Origin of the sequence: Pseudomonas sp. FP2309 (genome assembly GCF_030687575.1) — a bacterium.
GTDB lineage: Bacteria > Pseudomonadota > Gammaproteobacteria > Pseudomonadales > Pseudomonadaceae > Aquipseudomonas.
In genome coordinates, this window is sequence record NZ_CP117439.1 from 4224460 (window position 1) to 4241971 (window position 17512).

Below are 17512 nucleotides of genomic sequence, written 5' to 3' on the forward strand. Positions count from 1 at the left end.
GTTCTAGTCGTGGTACATCACAGACCGCCCGCCATCGATCATCAGGCAAGTGGCATTGATAAAAGGCGCCTCGTCGGTGGCCAGGAACAGCGCCGTCATCGCCACCTCGATCGGCTGACCGATGCGCTTGGGCGGGTGCAGATCGAAGGCGCGCTGGCGCTCGGCGTGCGGGTCGGGAAAACCGTTCCAGTAGTCAACGTTGAGCTGGGTTTCGATATACCCCGGCGCGATGGCATTCACGCGGAGGCCCTTGGACGCATATTCGATGCCCAGGGCGCGGGTGAGGCCGAGCAAACCATGCTTGGCCACCGGGTACGGAAAACAGCCGGGAATGATGTGACTGGAATGGGTGGAGGCGATGTTGATGATGTTGCCAATGCCCTGCTCGATCATGTGCGGCAGCACCGTGCGGCAACCGAACCAGGCACCGTCGAGGTCAATGGCGAAACAACGGCGCCAGTCCTCGTCGGTCATTTGCAGCGGGTCGCAAAACACGTTGACGCCCGCGCAGTTGACCAGCACATCCACGCGGCCGAAGCGCTCGATGGCCGTATTGACCAGTGTCTGCCATTGCACTTTGCACGTGATGTCGACGGCCTGCGCGTAAATGTCAGCGCCACGTTCACGCCAGTGGGCGGCAACGCGATCGACCTTTTCAGCCTGGATATCGGCGATGACCAACCGCGCCTGCTGGGCCTGGAAACACGCGACGATCGCCTCGCCAATGCCTTGGGCGGCGCCGGTGATGATCACCACCTTGCCTTTGAGCCGCTCGCCGTAAGTGGGCTCGGGCACGGCGGGGAGTGACAACGGTTGTGCCTGCATCGCTTCACCTGTTTTATTTTTGGTAGTGAGTGCTGATGCCGCCGACTATAAACCCAGACCCGAAAACATCTCAATATATAAATTTGCATCCCATATTGTGAGAGAAAACACAAAAAAACCGACGCTTTCGGCGCCGGCTTTTTGAGAGGGCCTTGAATCAACCCAAGGCGAAATCGCGCAACGCGTCGCCTTCCATGCGGTAGCGCACCCACTCTTCCTGGGGTTGGGCACCGATGGATTTGTAGAAGGCAATGGCTGGCTCGTTCCAGTCCAGCACGCTCCACTCGAAGCGACCGCAACCATTATCAAAGGCGATTTTGGCCAAGTGACGCAGCAACTTCTTGCCCGCCCCGCCGCCGCGCTGTTCAGGGTTGATGTAGAGGTCTTCCAGGTACAGGCAGTTGCTGCCAAGCCAGGTCGAATAGCTGAAAAAGAACACCGCAAAGCCGATCGGCAAACCGTCGCGCAGGCAAATCAGGCCATGGGCGGTGGCCCCTTCGCTGAACAGGCTGCGCTCGATGTCCACCACACTGGCGATCACTTCATGCCGGGCCTTTTCGTACTCGGCAAGTTCGGTGATGAAAGTCAGAATCTGCGCAGCATCGCTGGGCACCGCAGGGCGAATCTCGATGGTCATGGGCAAGCCTTGGGCAATTTCAAAGCACACATACTAAGGCGCTTTGATGACCGATTGCAGCGCAATTTCCGGGGATGCCGGTTACTCCGCCCGGCCGTAATGCAAGCACCACCAACCACAGAACAAACCTGGCTGGCGTACATGGTAAACAGTGGGCCGTAACTCCAACGACCTCCAGGCGGCCCCATGCAGTCCACGTCCCCGGTGAGCACAAAGCTGTTCGCGCTGTTTTGCCTTGCCAGCTTTCTGTTGTCGCTGTCTTACGGCTCGACCTTTCTGCTGTCGCTGTTGATTCATATACGCGGCGGCAATGAGCACGATGCCGGCAGTGTGATCGCCACTGCGATGCTCAGTACCTTTGTGGCGGTCGTGCTGTCCGGGCATTTGGCGGATGCGTGGGGCGCGGCGCGGGCGATTGCGGGGATGGGTGTATTGCTGGTGGTGGCATGCCTGGGCTTTGCATTGATGCCGGGCTTTGGCGAAGGCTTGATGTTGTTCGGGCTGGCCCTGGGCCTGGGCTGGGGCGTGTTCTACACCCTGGGACCGATCATCGTGGCCATGCTGGTAGCGCCGCAGCACCGCGCTAAATATTTTGCGCTGCTGTCGGGCAGCATGATGAGCGGCATCGGTTCCGGGCCGTTACTCGGCCGGGCGGCCCACGCGTTGGGCCTGCCCTTGACCAGCGCTTTCGTCATTGCCGCACTGGCCAGCCTGGTCGGGGTGCTGATGTTCTGGCGCCTGGGCACAGCGCTCAAACGCCACACCTCGGCACCGGTGTCGAAAATTTCCTGGGTGGCCTGCCGTCGCGTGCTGTCTTCACGGGCGGCATTTGCCATCGTCATGGTCAGCCTCGGCGGCTGCGTGTTTGGTGGGTTGTCGTCGTTCCAGACCAGCTACGCGGCAGCCCATGGGCTGGATTATTCGTTGTTTTTTGCAGGCTTCGTCAGTGCGGCGATTACCAGTCGCCTGCTGATCGCCGGTTACGTGGTCAAGCGCGATGCCTACGTGGCCGCCTGCGTGCTGTCCGGGATGATGCTGGGGTCGATCCTGCTGTTCGCCTTTGGCGTGAGTGGCAATGCCAGCTACCTGTTGGCCGCCGTGACTCTGGGCGTCGGGTATGGCCTGACGTATTCGGTGATCAACGGCCTGGTGGCCAACGAAGCACCCAACGGCACCACGTCCCAGGCATTGCTGTTGTTCAGCCTGGCGTACTTTGTGGGGGTGTTTGGCTTCCCGTGGCTGGCGGGCTGGATTATCGTCGATTTCGGTTTACCGGCGCTGATGCTGAGCGTGCTGGCCGTGGCGACCGTTAATTGGTTGATCAGCGTGGCGCGCCTGGCGTGGCGCCGGGCGACAGCACACAAAATCTTACAGGCTGGCTGAGACCGTTCGTCGCCACCCCGGCACCAACGCAAAACGAGGGCGGACCAATACAGGGTAAGGACAATAACCCTAGGGAGACACCCTCATGAAAAATGCCAAATTTGCTGCCCTCGCCCTCACTGGCCTGCTGTCTGCCGCTTCGCTGAGCGCCTATGCCGCAAGCTCGACCACAGGTCCGACCGACCCAACGCCGGACGCCACCACCGAGTCGCAAAAATCCATGGGCACCGGCCTGGATACCAACGGTGGCGCAGTCATCGACAACACCAATGGCGCCGACCCTCGCACCCAGGGCCACGACACCCAGCGCCAGGCACCCGCTGCCGTTGGCAATGGCAAGATGGGGCCGTCGGTGAATGAGCCAAAGATCAATAAAGGCGACGACTCGAACCTGCCCGGCGCGCCAAAGCAACCTGCGCCGTAAGCCCTCGAACGCAAGACGAACACCCGATCATTTCCCAGTGAAGAGGTACGCATGAACGTCGATAGAACCCTTGAAAAAGAAGTCCTCACCCGCCTGCTGCACGCCCACCCGCAAGGCTTGGGCAAGGAGGTGCTGGACAACTACCGCGGCGAAAAGGAAGTGGCCGGCGTGTTGGCCTTCCTGCAGGACCGCGGGCTGATCAAGGATGGTCATGTGACCACCGACGACTCCGGCGAATATTCGTTGAATCTACCGATCAAGCTGACTGCGTCGGGTGTAGATGAGGCGCGCAAGCTGGAAGGCGAGCGCCCTCAGTAATCCATTTTGTCTGGTCCGGCCCTGTTACAGGGCCGGAAGGAGTATCGCGATGCCTCGTGGAAGCAAAGCCAAATACACCCCCGAACAAAAGCGCAAGGCCGCGCATATCGAAGACAGTTACGAACACAAGGGCGTGCCCGCTGCCGAGGCCGAAGCCCGTGCCTGGGCCACCGTCAACAAGCAATCCGGCGGTGGCGAAAAGGCCGGTGGCTCGGGCCGGCGCAAGGCACCAATGAAAAAGGCTCAGGACCGCAGTGACTCGGCCAAACGCGCGGCGGCCAGCCGCGAGGGTCATCCTCGCAGCAGCCGAGTCTCATTGGGCACTCAGACTAAAGAAAGCCTGATGAAGGAAGCGCGCGCCAAGGATATTCCCGGGCGCTCGAGCATGCGCAAGGCTGAGTTGATTGAAGCGCTGAAAAAGGCCGGCTGACACGCCTCGCGGTGTAAGCGGCCTGATGCCAGTCAGAGAGCAAGAAGCACCCTGTGCCCACCGTTAATTGATGGGCATTTGCGCTCGCCTTGCTCACGCCTCAGCTACTAACGCATCCACCTCGCAGGTTGCGGGGCACGTCGCCGGTCCCCAACGCGTCACCGCCAACGCCGCCGCCGCATTCGCCCGGCGTGCGGCTTGGGCAGATTTCAAGCCGTTGGCCAACCCCGCAATAAACACCCCCGCATGGGCATCGCCCGCGCCATTGCTGTCCACGGCCTCAACCTCGAAACCCGGCACGTGCTCGATCTGCTCCGCACGCCCGACCAGGCATCCATTCGGCCCGTCGCGCACCACCAGCAGTGTGTTGGCGGGCAGATGCCGGCTTAACGCAGGCAACGCGGTGGCAATGTCCGATGCACCGGTAAACGCCAGCGCTTCCGGACCATTGCTGGTCCAGATGTCGATGCGCGGCAGTAAGCGGCGCATCAAGGCCGAATCCGGGGCTTTGACCAACGGGCCCGGATCGAATACCACCGCGATGCTGTGCGGCAATGCCAGTAACCAGTCGAGCAACGGCTGGGCCTTGCCCTCGAGCAGCAAGCTGTAGCCGCTGACATAAACGTAGTCGTCCGCACGCGGCACTATGGGCGCCAAGTCCTCGGCACTGAGTTCACCCTCGGCACCGAGGTGGGAAATAAACGTGCGCTCGGTGGTGGCTTCGGTCAGGGACACACATAAACCGGTGTCCTTGCCGCGGCTTGGCGCGAGGGCCATGTCAATGCCCTCAGCCTGCATCGCAGTGCGCGCCAGGTCGCCGAAGCGACCCTCGCCATGACGCCCCAGGTAAACCACCGGCAAGCCATTGCGTCGGGCTGCGGCCATCACATTGAACCCGCCGCCCACTTCAAAATTGGCCGAATGCGCCAGCACATCGCCACCGCTGGCGGGTAAGGCATCAAGGGCCATGACCAGGTCGACGATGACCTGGCCCGTGTGCAGCAATCTAGACATTGTGGCTCTCTACCAGCGCCGGCCGCCGGTCGGCCGCGCCGCCCAGTACCGCATAAATCCCGCCGGCCACCAGGAAGGTGACGATCCAGCCCAGGCCGTTGTGGCCCAGCCAGGAGTCGGACAGCGGCCCGGCGAACCAGATATTTTCGGCGGTGGTGCCGATGGTGGTGAAGCAAAAGCCCAGCACGATGGCCACGGCCCAGGCACCGAAGGCTCGCCATTCCACGCCGCCGCGATACCAGTAGGCACTGCTTGGGCTGACGTCGAGCAGGTCCTTGGGGCTGTAGTAATGACGATGAATCAGGTCAACCACGAAGATCCCGACCCACGCGGTGATCGGCACCGCCAGCAGCGAAATGAAGGTGATGAACGGGCCGTAGAAACTGTCGGCGATCAGCATGAAGTAAATCGACCCGGCAAAAATCGCCACGATATCGACGATCACCGCGTGCACGCGCTTGACCTTCAAACCCAGGGTCAAGGTGGTGAGACCGGCCGAATACACCGACAGGTTGTTCGACAGCAGCAGGCCGCCGAATGCGGTGATCAGGTACGGCACAGCCATCCAGGTCGGCAGCATGTCGCGGATCGCGATGATTGGGTCGGTGGCCGAGGCCAGGTCATTGTTGCCCACCGACAGCAGGCCACCGAGGGTGATCAGCAGTACCAGAGGAATGCCCGCGCCAAACGCCGCGGAGGCCACCAGGCGCGCGGCCTTGACGCTGCGGTGTTGGTAGCGCGACATATCGGCGCCGGCGTTGGCCCAACCGATACCGGTGCCGGCCGCCATGGTGCCGACGCCGATGATCATCGCGCTCAGCGGCGCGGGGGTGGCGTTGAACACCGCGCTCCAGTCAATGGTGGCACAGAGGAAGCCGCCCACCAGGATATTCAAAGCGCCGAATACGTAGGTGGCCCACTTCTGGATCACCAGCAGGGTGGCGTGGCCGAGGCCGGAAACGGCCAGGGTGAGCAGCACGAAAATGGCGATGAAAATCAGCGTCAGCACGGGTGCGCTTTTCGCCTCCACCGGCGACCCGAAGAGAATCGAACACAACGACAGCAACACAAACGCCGCCGTGGTGGTGTTGACGGTTTCCCAACCCAGGCGCGACATCAGCGACACCAGTGTCGGGCCAATATTGCCGCGCACGCCGAAGATGGCACGGGACAAGGTCAGGCTCGGTGCACGGCCACGACGACCGGCGATGGAGATGATGCCCACCACCGCAAAGGAACCGGCCGCGCCGAGGATCGCCACAATAATCGCCTGCCAGATCGCCAAGCCCCGGAACGCCACCAGCGTGGCCCCAAGCGGTAAGCCGAGGATGCTGATGTTGGCAGCGAACCACACCCAGAACAGTTGCAACGGATGGCCGTTGCACTCGCCTTCCGGGACCGGTTCGATGCCGCGTGTTTCCAATTGTCCGGCGCTTTGGCCGGAAGACGTGCTGCTCATGAGGTGTTGCTCCTGGTGCCTGTATTTTTGTGGTTGTGGCAGGTCGTCAACGCTGTGACTGGTCGTCCTGACTCATCGCATTTTCAGAAGGTTTTCAACCAATGGCTGCAAGTCCAACCCATTGACGGCCTTGACCTGTTCGATCATTGCCGCAGGCCAGCACTGCATGCCGAAACACGCGCCAAGCATCGCGCCGAGCATCGCCGCGATGGTGTCGGTGTCGCCCCCCAGGCTGGCGGCCAGGCACAACGCCTGGAACGCGTTCATATCCCCCACCGCCACTTGCTGGGCCAGGGCAAACGACACCACCACCGACTCCTGGGAGGCCACGGAAGTGCCGATCAATTCATAGAGCAGGTCGGCAAACAACGCGGTGTCGCCACTGCCCACACTGAGGGTGCGCGCCCAACTGATGCGAGTGGAAATACGCCCGCCGGCCACCCAATGCCCGTGACCTTCCGCCTGTTGGGCGATCTGGGTACCAATGTTCAGCGCTTCGCCCAGGTCCGCACCGTTGATGCCGGCGGACACCACCGCCGCCACCGCTGCCGCACTGGAAATGCCCAGGGTGGTGTTGTGGGTGACTTGGCACGCCTGGATCACCGCCTGGATAAACTGCGCCGGGTCGCTGACATCGACGGCGATGCCCACCGGCGTGATGCGCATGGCGGCACCATTGGTGCTGCCGTAGCGCCCGGACTCCTGCGGAGTATGCCCGGCGAGGATCATGTCGATGGCACGCTTGGTGGACGGACCAAGCAGATCCTGAGAACCCTTGGCGCGCATCGTCGCTTCCCAGTCGATCAGGCGCTGGGCAAGCACGGCAGGTTCGATCCTGCCTTGGCCTTCGACCAGCAACTGGCCAACCAGAATCGCCTGCTCAGTGTCATCGGTGATGGAACCGGCCGGCATGTTCGGGGCGATCGGCTGGTCGGCGCCGGCCTTCTCAAGGGCGGTAATGGCACCAAAGCGCTGTTGCACTTGCTCACGGCTCAGGGATTGGGTGGGCATGCCCAAGGCATCGCCCAGGGCCAAACCGTAGAAGGCGCCGAGGGCGCGGGCGTGGGCGGTCATTTCGAGGGTCCAAATTGCAGGTGCAGGCGAAAGTGCACAGGGTCGAGCAAGCTTTCGACGTACTCCATGAACCGCTCGCGACGGTCGTACGTAGTACGCGACGCCTTGAGAAACACGCAGCCTGCCGGGCGACCAAGCAGTTCGGCATCCTCGTCGCTCAGGGGTTCGGCGCCGATCCATTGGTCACCTTCGGCGCCGATGTAGCCGTAGGCTGCCAGGGTGATGGTCAGGGAGTCATCGATCAGCCCCAAACGAGGCAGGCTTTCAAGGCCGCCGGACGCCGGCATCAGCGAACGCTCCAGGGACACGGCAGTGCCATCGGTGGTGCGTCGACGGCGGTCAAGGGCGACAAATTGGTCAGTGCCGAAACGACTGAACAGATCGGGACGCGACACCGCTTCCAGGCGCAGGATATCGGTGGTCACCAGGGCACCGGTGTCGGCCAGCGCCTGGGCCCAACCACTGGTTTGATCCAGCACCATGCCGTCAAAGGTGACGATGGAGCCGACACCGCTCTGGGTCGCAATGTAATTGCGTCGCTTGAGCTCGGCGAGAGCTTCGCGCAGGGTGCCACGACTGACCGCAAACTCTTCGGCCAATTGATGCTCGCCCGGCAACAGGAAGCCGTCGGCCATCACCCCACCCTCGATACGGCGGATGAGTTCGTCGACGACGCGTTTTTTCTTATCAAATCGGACATGTCTAATCATGTACAAATTGATAACCGAAAGCGGCCTTTTGCAGCAAGCGAATTATGTCAGGGAGATGAAAAACCCGGCCTCAGGGCTCCAGGCCGATACGGAAAAATTCGCCGCCGCTCCAGACGCCCAGCCACTTCTGACCGTTGATCGGGCGGCTCACCGCCAACTCCACCAATTGGTAGAACACATTGCGATGTACGAGAGCTTCAAGGTTGGCGCGCACCCGAAGATAGGGTGACGGTTCCTCGGTGATGGGGTCGATCTCCACCCGCAGCGGGTGTTCGAGGCCGGCTTCGATCTGTTCATCGACATTGCTGGTAAAACGCAGTACCTGATCTTCGCCCTGCCCTTCGACGTCGAGGGTTACCGCGACAAAGGGCGCGTCATCGACGCTGATACCGACTTTTTCTACCGGTGTGACCAGAAAGTAATCATCGCCATCGCGGCGGATGATATTAGAGAACAACTTGACCATCGGCTTGCGCCCGATTGGCGTGCCTTGGTAGAACCAAGTGCCATCGCGGGCGATGCGCATATCGATGTTGCCGCAGAAATCCGGGTTCCACAGGTGCACCGGCGCCGGCCCCTTGCCTTTGGGCAGTTGGGCCAGCAGGTCGTTGGCCTTGGCGGAATCGGTCATGAGAGGCTCCCCTTATTCAGGCTGGGCTCACTGATCACTCATACCCAGCAGGCTCCGGGCGTACTGTGCCAACGGGCGGGCAATCAGATCTTGTGGCGTGTTGTCGTGGAACGTCAGTAAACCGCCACGACTGCGAATACGTGCAGTATCAATCAAATACTGGGTGCTGGTCTCGATCAACATGATCTGGATAACGCCGCTGTCCAGGCCCACACGGTCGAGGGCCTCTTGATCGGCCCACTCATCGGCATTGCCGATACGGTCGTCCGCCTTGGCGAAGCGGCAGTACAGCAAGTAATGCGCCCCCGCCGCACGGGCTTCGGCCATGGCTTGCTCGAGGCCTTCAGGCTGTCGCGCGCGGCGCACCATGGGGAAATATTCAACGAAGCCGTTGAAGGCTTCTTCGGCCACCACGTTAGGCCGTGGGTAGGCGCTGCCCGGCGGCACGAAGGCGCCCTGGGCGATAAAGACGAAGGAGTCCGGCTGTATGCGAACCGAGGCGGTACGACGGGTATCGCTATGGTCGAGCAGCCCGGCGTCGCTCATCTGATAGCGGGTGCCTTCGGCCATATCGCTGACGGTCATGCAACCACTGAGCGTCAATGACGCCAGCAACAAAACCAGACTACGCATCCTAATCCTCCAAAAGCCAGTGACGGAAAACCGGCGAATGGGCGTGAGATGCAGCTTTTGGGCCAGGGGAGCCGCTTGCAGCTGCAAGCGCGGCGTCAGCCGCCGATGATCTTCATGATGGTGGCGCCCCCGGAGAAGGCCACTTCCTGCTTGTCGCCGAGGGCTTTCACCAGCAAGCCTTGCAAGGCCGGCAGTGCTTGATGGCGCGGTTTGTCGAGCAGGTCACCGACGTAGTGACGATTGCTCGACGACAGGCAGCCATGCAGCCAGCCGGTGGACGACAACCGCAGCCGCGAACAGGTCCGGCAGAACGGCACACTTTCGTTGGCAATCACGCCAAAGAAGCCCTTACCCGGCACCTCGTACCGTACCGCCGTGGCATCCACCGGGGCGTTGGCCTGCAAGTATTCGTGGTGTTCGCCGATCAGGCTGAGCAGTTGCTGCAGGCTGACAAATTGCTGCAGAAACGCGTTGGAATCCTTGGCCAGGTGGCCCATACGCATCAACTCGATAAACCGCAGCTCGTAGCCACGCTCCAGGCAGTAGTCGAGCAGCGGCATCACCTGGTCCAGGTTCTGGCCACGCAAGGGCACCATATTGACCTTGATCTTGATCCCGGCAGCTCGGGCCTGGTCCATGCCGTCGAGCACGGTGGCCAGGTCGCCGCCACGGGCGATGCTGCGAAAAGCGTCGGCATCGAGAGTGTCGAGGGATACGTTGATGCGCCGAATGCCGGCGTCCACCAGCAGCGGCAGTTTGCGCGCCAGCAATTGGCCGTTGGTCGTCAGACTGATATCACTGAGGCCCATCTGCCCGACGGCGCCCATGAAGGCTTCCAGCTTGGGGCTCACCAAGGGTTCACCGCCAGTGATACGCAAACGGTCGATACCGGCCGCTTCGATCAGGTAAGCCACACCACGGGCCATGGCCTCGGCCGAGAGTTCGTCCTGGGCAGCCACCAGCCGCTTGCCGTTGGGCACGCAGTAGGTACACGCGTAATTGCAGGCTGAGGTCAGGCTGATTCGCAAATTGCGAAAACGCCTGCCTTGACGATCAACGATCATGGATCACTCCGGCAGAGGATAATTGGGGCGCACTAAAAGCTGACTTATAAATCAGCTTTTAGCAAGGTCCATGCCTGAGTATATTCCTGGGGTACTGCGCCAAGCAGCAAATCATTACGTGGCAGGGGTGTCGACAGGTGCGGCCTCGACCGGTGCAGGCTCGGCGCTATGCTTGCGTTTGTTGCCCATGCGCACGCCAATGTCCATCAAGAACTGGAAGAAACCTTCCTGGTCTTCCAGCACATTGCTCCAGAACGGCGAGTGGTACAGCGCAACGGCGCCATGCACCAGGGCCCAGGCGGCGCAATAGTGGAAATACGGCGGCACGTCTTCAAGCTTGCCTTCGCTGATACGACCTTTGATCAGCAGCGTCAGGCGTTCGAAGTTCGAAGCACGGATCTTGTGCAACTCCTCGACCATCTCCGGCACCTGATGCCCCTTGACCACCTTCTCTTCCAGACGGTCGAACAAGCGGTAGCGCTGCGGGTCACGCATGCGAAACTCGAAGTAGGCACGGGACAAGGCTTCCTTATCCTTGTCGACATCGGCCGAATGCAGCAACGTGTTCAAGTCGCGCTCGTAGTCGAGCATCAGGCGCAGGTAAATCTCGGCCTTGGACTTGAAGTGTTTGTAGATCGTGCCTTTGCCGATACCCACGGCATCCGCGATCATCTCAACGGTAACGCTGTCTTCGCCCTGTTCGAGGAACAATTTGAGTGCGGTATCGAGAATTTCCTGCTCACGGCGGCGAAACTCACGGACCTTACGGGGTTCTTTGTGCATGAGGAAGAGGTCTGCAAAGGTCGTAGTAGGGAGGGTTACGCAAGGCCACGATTACATGGCGATACGATTTACCAGGTGCGAGGGATTATCCCGACTGAACGGTCGTTGGGCAACGCCTATGTGAACCCGGCAGGCACTTACTTTCAGCACGCCAACGTTTTTACCCGAATCAGTCAGAAATAACACGCACCAACTACCCCTGTACTCCCGCCCAATGAGAACTCAAGCGAAGCTGACGTATTCCAAATCTGTTTAAAAAACGATCAGTCGCGACTGGACTGAATCAGATACTGATCAATACTTGAACTGTTGGCGTGACATCTCCCCCAAGTGAAGCGCCAACCTGGGTACCGACGGACTGTGTGCCCTTGTTTTTACTCCTAATGGTCTTAACCCGGATTCCCCCCCCAGAACCCGGGTTTTTTTTGCCCGCGATTTGACCCGAGCCTTACGCGGCGACGTGGGCCAATGGAAACAGACGCTTGAAATTCTCGGTGGTCTGTTCGGCGAACCGCTCATAGGACTCACCGCGCAACATCGCCAGGTACTCTGCGACATCACGCACATACTCCGGCAGGTTCGGCTTGCCGCGATGGGGGATGGGCGCCAGGTACGGCGAGTCGGTCTCCACCAGAAGACGATCCACCGGCACTTGCCGCGCCACGTCACGCAGGGCGTCGGCATTGCGGAAGGTGACGATGCCCGATAAGGAAATATAGAACCCCAGGTCCAGGGCGGCTTTGGCCATGTCCCAGTCTTCGGTGAAGCAATGCAACACCCCGGCCTGGGGTAAAGCGGCCTCGCGTAAGAGGCTCAGGGTGTCGGCGCGGGCGCCGCGGGTATGGACGATCACCGGTTTGCCGGTCTGCTGAGCGGCTAGCAGGTGCAAACGGAAGGATGCCTGCTGCAACTCGGCGGCCTCAGGCTCGTAGTGGTAATCCAGACCGGTCTCGCCAATGGCCACCACACGTGGATGGTTGACCTCACCCAACAGCCAGTCGAGCGCCGGGGCTTCGCCGGGCTTGAGGTCCAGCGGGTGGATACCCACCGAGCAATCCACGTCCGAATAGCGATCCGCCAGGGCTTTGACGTCAGCGGCGTTGTCGGCGCTGACGCCGATGCACAGGAAGTGCCCGACCCCGCGCTGCCGAGCGGCGTCCAGCGCAGCATCGAGGGAACCGCCATGCTGGGCGAGGTCAAGGCGATCAAGGTGGCAATGGGAATCTACGAGCATAGGAAGTTACGACTTAGGTCTCGAAAAGTGTCTGACCGACGATACACCCGTCGGCCACCGAAATTAACGCCGGCCGAGCAAGCCGACCCACTGCACCAGCAGCGCTTCGAGCAAGAGCACGCGGTTGAGGTTGGCCTTGCCGAGCACGTTCTGGCGCTGGGCGAGGATCCAGTCCTGGATATTCAGCACCTTGTCCTGCGCACTCTTCTGCGCGAGGTACTGCACCACCTTGCGCATGTCCGGCAGGCCGAGGCCGCTTTCATCGCCGGTCAACTGGTAGCGCAGGATCAGGCTCGACCAGTCACAGAACCAGTCGAACAGCAGCAAGAGCGGAATGTCTTTCCAGGCGGTTTCGGCCAGTTGGGTTGCGGACAGCTCCTGCTTGAGCAGTTTTTTAACCCCGTCCACTACCAGTGCGCGTTGCTCACGCACGCCTTGGGCCTGCAACTTGACCGCGGCGAGGGGCGAGCCGGCCGCCAGGGTGAGCAATTCGATCCGCTCCTCCACCGAACAGTCCGGCAACGCCTGCCCCAGCCATTGCAAGCTCATGGCCTCACTGGGCAACGGGCAGGCCTGCTGCACGCACCGGCTGCGGATGGTCGGCAACAACCGGCTGGACTGGTGGCTCACCAGCAACAGCACGGTATCGCCGGACGGCTCCTCCAGGCTTTTGAGCAAGGCGTTGGCGGCGTTGATATTCATCGCCTCCACCGGCTCGATCAACACCACCTTGCGCCCGCCCATCTGCGCGGTCTGCACCACGAAACTGACGAGGTCACGCACCTGGTCGACCTTGATCGCCTTGTCGGCCTCCTCGGGTTCCAGCACGTAGTTGTCGGGGTGACTGCCGGCCTTGAGCAGCAGGCAGGATTTGCATTCGCCACACGCGTGCAGATTGACCGGACGCTGACACAGCAAGCTGGCCATCAAGCGCTCGGCAAGGGCACGCTTACCGATACCGATCGGCCCGTGAAGCAAATAGGCGTGGGCGTGCTGGGCACGACCGGCCAATTGCTGCCAGAGGCCGTCCTGCCACGGATAGGCTTCAGCCACGGGCACGCTCCAGCAACGTGGGCAGCAGCGCATCAATGGCGTGCTGCACCTGGGCCAACGGCTGAGCCGCGTCCAACACGTGGTAGCGCGCGGGTTCGGCTTTTGCACGCGCAAGGAACGCGCTGCGCACGGCTTCGAAGAACCCCTGGCCTTCCAACTCGAAACGGTCGAGGCGGCCACGGGCGCTGGCGCGGGCCATGCCCACTTCCACCGGCAGATCGAACAGCAACGTCAGGTCGGGACGTAAATCCCCCTGCACGAAGCTTTCCAGCGTAGCGATGCGCGCCAGGGACAAGCCGCGGCCCCCGCCCTGGTAAGCGTAGGTGGAATCAGTAAAGCGGTCGCAGATCACCACCGCGCCGCGTGCCAAGGCCGGGCGAATCACTTCGGCCAGGTGCTGGGCGCGGGCGGCAAACACCAGCAGCAGCTCAGCGTCCGGGTTCATCTGTTCGTCGCCTGGGGCCAGCAGCACCTCGCGGATGCGTTCGGCCAACGGCGTACCGCCGGGCTCACGGGTCAACACCACCTCGATGCCTTCGGCTCGCAAACGCTCGGCCAGGTAATCGCGATTGGTGCTTTTGCCGGCGCCTTCCGGGCCTTCCAGGGTAATAAACAAGCCAGTCACAGGCAGTCCTTAGTCAGAGTCATTGCGGGCTTTGCGGTGCGGCGGTGTCCGGCACGGGCTCGGCGGGTGCATCAGCGGGCGGCACGACGTCTTCGGCAGGTTTGACCACCGGTGCCGGGCTGGAACGGTAATCGGCACGGCGCTTGAGCTGGAACTCACGCACCGCAGCATTATGCGCATCCAGGTCATCGGAGAAAATATGACTGCCATCACCCCGTGCCACGAAATACAGGCTGCTGCCCGGCACCGGGTTCAGCGCGGCATGGATCGCCTCGCGACCGACCATGGCGATCGGCGTCGGCGGCAGTCCGGAGACCATGTAGGTGTTGTAAGGGTTGGCTTCTTTGAGGTGGGCGCGGGTCAATTTGCCGTTGTAACGCTCACCCAGGCCGTAGATCACCGTGGGGTCGGTCTGCAGCAGCATGCCGATCTTCAGGCGGCGAACGAACACGCCGGCAATCTGCCCCCGTTCTTCCGGTACACCGGTCTCTTTCTCGACCAGCGAGGCCATGATCAGGGCTTGGTAAGGGTCGGTGTACGGCACATCAGCGGCGCGCTTGCTCCACTCTTGGGCGAGCACGTCGTCGAGGCGGTTGTAGGCTTTTTTGAGGAATTCGACGTCGGTCATGCCACGCACGAAGCGGTAGGTATCGGGAAAGAATCGCCCCTCAGGAAACACGCCGGGGTGGCCCAGCTTGTCCATCACTTCGCTGTCGCTGAGGCCCGAGAGGCTCTGCACGATTTTTTCATGCTTGGCCAGCGCCGCGCGCACCTGGCGGAAGTTCCAGCCTTCAACCAGGGTCAAACTGTATTGCACCACTTCGCCACGCTGCCACAGGCCGATCAGGCCTTGAGCGGTCATGCCGGGCGTCATGCGGTATTCGCCACTGTGCAGGGGCTGGCCGTCGAGATTGAAACGCCAGTACAGGCGCAGCCAGAAAGCGCCGTCGAGCACGCCGTCGGTTTCGAGGCGATTGAAGGTGCCGGTGGGGGTAGCCCCCGCCGGCACATCAAGCAATTGCTCCTGGGTCAGATTCAACGGCTGCTTCAAAGCAGCGTTGTATTTCCAGGCAGCAAAGCCCAACAGCAATGCCGCCGAGAACACGCCGATCAGCAGCAGTACAACCAGTTTTCGTATCAACTTAAATATCCAATAGTGCGCGAACAATGCCCTGCAGTTTACGGGTGAGCGGCCCAACCGACCAGCTCATCGCTGCGCAGCTGCGCACCGGCCAAATGCCATAAACGCTGTTGCATACAAAGACTTCGTCGGCCTGCTGCAACTGCTCGACAGAAATGTCGGCCACGGCCACCGGGATGCCCAGCGCCTCTGCCTGGGCCAGGATCTCGGCGCGCATCACGCCGGCAACACCGCAACGATTCAGATCGGCGGTTAGTAACAAGCCGTTACGCACCAGGAACAGGTTGCTGAATACACCTTCGATAACCCGTCCGGACATATCCAGCATCAGCCCTTCGGCGTGCTCGATATCCCGCCATTCGGCGCGGGCAATTACCTGTTCCAGGCGATTAAGGTGCTTGAGGCCCGCCAGCAGCGGCTGCTCGGCTAAACGGGTCGCACATGGAAACAGGCGGATACCTTCGATTCCATGGGCGGGGGGATAGTTAGCAGGCGGACTGCCCTGCAGAATGCGACGCACCGGCGCGTCCGGGTTGATGCCATAACCGCGCAGACTGTCGCCACGGGTAAGAATCAATTTGAGAACGCCCTCTCCAAGCGCGTCGGCGTAGGCCAGTACTTCGCTGCGGATCAACCCTTGGTCCGCGGCCAACGCGAGGCGCATGCAGCCCTCATGGAGGCGCTGCAGGTGGCGGTCGAGCAGTACAGGCTGCCCGGCCTTGACGGCGATGGTCTCGAACACACCATCGCCATACGCCAGGCCGCGATCTTTCAGCGGAGCACTGTCCGCCGGCTGACCGTCGACCCAGCTGTGCATCACTCGGCGAACCGGCGGAACACCAGGGAACCGTTGGTGCCACCAAAGCCGAACGAGTTGGAGATGGCCACGTCGATCGGCATCGGTTGCGGCTCATGGGGCACGAAGTTCAGGTCGCATCCTTCATCCGGCTCGTCAAGGTTGATGGTCGGCGGAGCAACCTGATCCTTGATGGCCATGACGCTGAAGATCGCCTCGACCGCGCCCGCCGCGCCCAACAGGTGACCCGTCATGGATTTGGTGGAACTGACCGCCAGCTTGTAGGCGTGCTCACCGAACACCGACTTGATGGCCTCGGCTTCCGCCAGGTCGCCGGTCGGTGTCGAAGTGCCATGAGCGTTGATGTACTGCACCTGGTCCGCATTGACCTTGGCATCGCGCAGAGCGTTGGTGATGCAACGCGCAGCACCGGCACCGTCAGACGGTGGCGAGGTCATGTGGTAGGCATCGCCGCTCATGCCAAAACCGATCAGTTCGGCGTAGATGGTGGCACCGCGCGCCTTGGCGTGCTCCAACTCTTCCAGGACCAGCGCACCGGCACCGTCGGCCAGCACGAAGCCATCGCGGCCCTTGTCCCATGGACGGCTGGCACGGGTCGGCTCGTCATTGCGGGTCGACAGCGCTCGGGAAGCACCGAAGCCGCCCATGCCAAGGCCGCAGGCCGCCATTTCGGCGCCACCGGCGATCATCACGTCAGCTTCGTCATAGGCGATGTTGCGCGCCGCCATGCCGATGCAGTGAGTGCCCGTGGTGCACGCCGTCGCAATCGCGTAGTTAGGCCCCTGCGCACCCAAGTGGATGGACAGGAAACCGGAAATCATATTGATGATCGAGCCAGGCACGAAGAACGGTGAAATTCGACGCGGGCCGGAATCATGCAGCGTGCGGCTGGTTTCTTCGATATTGGTCAGACCGCCAATACCCGAGCCCATGGCCACGCCGATGCGCTCACGGTTGGCGTCGGTGACTTCCAGGCCGGCGTTACGCACTGCCTGAAAACCGGCTGCCAGGCCGTACTGAATGAACAGGTCGAGTTTGCGGGATTCCTTGATCGAGAGATATTCCTCGACATTGAAGCCCTTTACCGAGCCGCCAAAACGGGTGGAATAGGCAGAAAGGTCCGTGTGTTCGATCAGACCAATACCACTGCGGCCAGCCAGAATGCCCTGCCAACTGCTCGGCACATCCGTACCCAGTGGCGACAACATACCCATACCGGTGACTACGACGCGTCTACGCGACACAGCACTCTCCTTT

At 61.6% G+C, this 17512-nt stretch carries 20 protein-coding genes; 4 read left to right on the top strand and 16 right to left on the bottom strand.

Annotation, left to right across the window (positions count from 1 at the left end; translation table 11 throughout):
• Positions 1 to 3: 3 nt before the first annotated feature.
• Both PSH59_RS19355 and PSH59_RS19360 read right to left on the bottom strand, forming a co-directional pair.
• The gene (locus tag PSH59_RS19355) at positions 4 to 825 is read right to left on the bottom strand and encodes an SDR family oxidoreductase (RefSeq protein WP_305393465.1); all 822 of its coding nucleotides are present in this window, start codon (positions 823 to 825) and stop codon (positions 4 to 6) included.
• Positions 826 to 982: 157 nt separating this feature from the next.
• Positions 983 to 1462 carry a GNAT family N-acetyltransferase gene (locus PSH59_RS19360; protein WP_010208407.1) on the bottom strand — a complete coding sequence of 160 codons (480 nt, stop codon included), beginning with the start codon at positions 1460 to 1462 and terminating at the stop codon, positions 983 to 985.
• 186 nt (positions 1463 to 1648) lie between these two features.
• Between PSH59_RS19360 and PSH59_RS19365 the strand changes: the two genes are divergently transcribed.
• From PSH59_RS19365 to PSH59_RS19380, 4 genes are all read left to right on the top strand, one after another.
• Positions 1649 to 2845 (top strand): MFS transporter, encoded by a 1197-nt coding sequence (locus PSH59_RS19365; protein ID WP_305393466.1) that lies wholly within the window; start codon positions 1649 to 1651, stop codon positions 2843 to 2845.
• Between the two features lie 85 nt (positions 2846 to 2930).
• Positions 2931 to 3269, top strand: coding sequence for a hypothetical protein (locus PSH59_RS19370; RefSeq protein WP_248084084.1), 339 nt, complete (start codon positions 2931 to 2933; stop codon positions 3267 to 3269).
• A gap of 51 nt (positions 3270 to 3320) precedes the next feature.
• On the top strand, positions 3321 to 3587 hold the full coding sequence (locus tag PSH59_RS19375; RefSeq protein ID WP_305393467.1) for a hypothetical protein: 267 nt from the start codon (positions 3321 to 3323) through the stop codon (positions 3585 to 3587).
• A gap of 49 nt (positions 3588 to 3636) precedes the next feature.
• On the top strand, positions 3637 to 4017 hold the full coding sequence (locus PSH59_RS19380) for a Rho termination factor N-terminal domain-containing protein (protein WP_305393468.1): 381 nt from the start codon (positions 3637 to 3639) through the stop codon (positions 4015 to 4017).
• A gap of 93 nt (positions 4018 to 4110) precedes the next feature.
• On the opposite strand, the gene PSH59_RS19385 is transcribed toward PSH59_RS19380, so the two are convergent.
• The 14 genes from PSH59_RS19385 to fabF form a co-directional block, all read right to left on the bottom strand.
• Positions 4111 to 5031 (bottom strand): PfkB family carbohydrate kinase, encoded by a 921-nt coding sequence (locus PSH59_RS19385; RefSeq protein ID WP_305393469.1) that lies wholly within the window; start codon positions 5029 to 5031, stop codon positions 4111 to 4113.
• Positions 5024 to 6490 (bottom strand): cytosine permease, encoded by a 1467-nt coding sequence (locus PSH59_RS19390; protein WP_305393470.1) that lies wholly within the window; start codon positions 6488 to 6490, stop codon positions 5024 to 5026. Before PSH59_RS19390 ends, PSH59_RS19385 begins: the two co-directional genes overlap by 8 nt.
• A 72-nt stretch (positions 6491 to 6562) precedes the next feature.
• A complete protein-coding gene (locus PSH59_RS19395; RefSeq protein WP_305393471.1) occupies positions 6563 to 7564 on the bottom strand; it encodes an ADP-ribosylglycohydrolase family protein in 1002 nt (333 codons plus the stop codon).
• Positions 7561 to 8274 (bottom strand): GntR family transcriptional regulator, encoded by a 714-nt coding sequence (locus PSH59_RS19400; protein ID WP_305393472.1) that lies wholly within the window; start codon positions 8272 to 8274, stop codon positions 7561 to 7563. The genes PSH59_RS19395 and PSH59_RS19400 overlap by 4 nt, the downstream gene beginning before the upstream one ends.
• Positions 8275 to 8344: 70 nt before the next feature.
• Complete coding sequence (locus PSH59_RS19405; protein WP_248084076.1) at positions 8345 to 8905, bottom strand: DUF1285 domain-containing protein; 561 nt, start codon at positions 8903 to 8905, stop codon at positions 8345 to 8347.
• A gap of 27 nt (positions 8906 to 8932) precedes the next feature.
• Positions 8933 to 9538, bottom strand: a complete 606-nt coding sequence (locus PSH59_RS19410; RefSeq protein ID WP_248084075.1) for a DUF4823 domain-containing protein — start codon at positions 9536 to 9538, stop codon at positions 8933 to 8935.
• A 95-nt stretch (positions 9539 to 9633) separates the two neighbouring features.
• The gene (locus tag PSH59_RS19415; RefSeq protein WP_248084074.1) at positions 9634 to 10602 is read right to left on the bottom strand and encodes a GTP 3',8-cyclase MoaA; all 969 of its coding nucleotides are present in this window, start codon (positions 10600 to 10602) and stop codon (positions 9634 to 9636) included.
• Positions 10603 to 10716: 114 nt separating this feature from the next.
• Entirely contained in the window at positions 10717 to 11385 is a 669-nt protein-coding gene (locus PSH59_RS19420) for a TetR/AcrR family transcriptional regulator (protein ID WP_248084073.1), read from the bottom strand.
• Positions 11386 to 11833: 448 nt separating this feature from the next.
• Entirely contained in the window at positions 11834 to 12619 is a 786-nt protein-coding gene (locus PSH59_RS19425) for a TatD family hydrolase (protein ID WP_248084072.1), read from the bottom strand.
• A gap of 63 nt (positions 12620 to 12682) precedes the next feature.
• Positions 12683 to 13672: a DNA polymerase III subunit delta' gene (locus PSH59_RS19430; protein ID WP_305393473.1), complete on the bottom strand. Its 990-nt coding sequence runs from the start codon at positions 13670 to 13672 to the stop codon at positions 12683 to 12685.
• Positions 13665 to 14297, bottom strand: coding sequence for a dTMP kinase (tmk, locus tag PSH59_RS19435; protein WP_305393474.1), 633 nt, complete (start codon positions 14295 to 14297; stop codon positions 13665 to 13667). The genes PSH59_RS19430 and tmk overlap by 8 nt, the downstream gene beginning before the upstream one ends.
• Before the next feature lie 19 nt (positions 14298 to 14316).
• On the bottom strand, positions 14317 to 15438 hold the full coding sequence (mltG, locus tag PSH59_RS19440; RefSeq protein ID WP_305393475.1) for an endolytic transglycosylase MltG: 1122 nt from the start codon (positions 15436 to 15438) through the stop codon (positions 14317 to 14319).
• A gap of 1 nt (position 15439) precedes the next feature.
• A complete protein-coding gene (gene pabC / locus PSH59_RS19445; RefSeq protein ID WP_305393476.1) occupies positions 15440 to 16255 on the bottom strand; it encodes an aminodeoxychorismate lyase in 816 nt (271 codons plus the stop codon).
• Positions 16255 to 17499 carry a beta-ketoacyl-ACP synthase II gene (gene fabF / locus PSH59_RS19450; RefSeq protein WP_305393477.1) on the bottom strand — a complete coding sequence of 415 codons (1245 nt, stop codon included), beginning with the start codon at positions 17497 to 17499 and terminating at the stop codon, positions 16255 to 16257. Before fabF ends, pabC begins: the two co-directional genes overlap by 1 nt.
• Positions 17500 to 17512 lie beyond the last annotated feature (13 nt).

Bases quoted from the DNA above. Each gene is read 5' to 3' on its own strand.
- PSH59_RS19360 (WP_010208407.1), bottom strand. From the start codon at position 1,462: ATGACCATCGAGATTCGCCCTGCGGTGCCCAGCGATGCTGCGCAGATT.
- PSH59_RS19425 (WP_248084072.1), bottom strand. From the start codon at position 12,619: ATGCTCGTAGATTCCCATTGCCACCTTGATCGCCTTGACCTCGCCCAG.
- PSH59_RS19375 (WP_305393467.1), top strand. From the start codon at position 3,321: ATGAACGTCGATAGAACCCTTGAAAAAGAAGTCCTCACCCGCCTGCTG.
- PSH59_RS19405 (WP_248084076.1), bottom strand. From the start codon at position 8,905: ATGACCGATTCCGCCAAGGCCAACGACCTGCTGGCCCAACTGCCCAAA.
- pabC (WP_305393476.1), bottom strand. From the start codon at position 16,255: ATGCACAGCTGGGTCGACGGTCAGCCGGCGGACAGTGCTCCGCTGAAA.
- PSH59_RS19365 (WP_305393466.1), top strand. From the start codon at position 1,649: ATGCAGTCCACGTCCCCGGTGAGCACAAAGCTGTTCGCGCTGTTTTGC.
- PSH59_RS19395 (WP_305393471.1), bottom strand. From the start codon at position 7,564: ATGACCGCCCACGCCCGCGCCCTCGGCGCCTTCTACGGTTTGGCCCTG.
- PSH59_RS19385 (WP_305393469.1), bottom strand. From the start codon at position 5,031: ATGTCTAGATTGCTGCACACGGGCCAGGTCATCGTCGACCTGGTCATG.
- PSH59_RS19415 (WP_248084074.1), bottom strand. From the start codon at position 10,602: ATGATCGTTGATCGTCAAGGCAGGCGTTTTCGCAATTTGCGAATCAGC.
- PSH59_RS19390 (WP_305393470.1), bottom strand. From the start codon at position 6,490: ATGAGCAGCACGTCTTCCGGCCAAAGCGCCGGACAATTGGAAACACGC.
- PSH59_RS19380 (WP_305393468.1), top strand. From the start codon at position 3,637: ATGCCTCGTGGAAGCAAAGCCAAATACACCCCCGAACAAAAGCGCAAG.
- PSH59_RS19355 (WP_305393465.1), bottom strand. From the start codon at position 825: ATGCAGGCACAACCGTTGTCACTCCCCGCCGTGCCCGAGCCCACTTAC.
- PSH59_RS19370 (WP_248084084.1), top strand. From the start codon at position 2,931: ATGAAAAATGCCAAATTTGCTGCCCTCGCCCTCACTGGCCTGCTGTCT.
- PSH59_RS19400 (WP_305393472.1), bottom strand. From the start codon at position 8,274: ATGATTAGACATGTCCGATTTGATAAGAAAAAACGCGTCGTCGACGAA.
- PSH59_RS19410 (WP_248084075.1), bottom strand. From the start codon at position 9,538: ATGCGTAGTCTGGTTTTGTTGCTGGCGTCATTGACGCTCAGTGGTTGC.
- PSH59_RS19420 (WP_248084073.1), bottom strand. From the start codon at position 11,385: ATGCACAAAGAACCCCGTAAGGTCCGTGAGTTTCGCCGCCGTGAGCAG.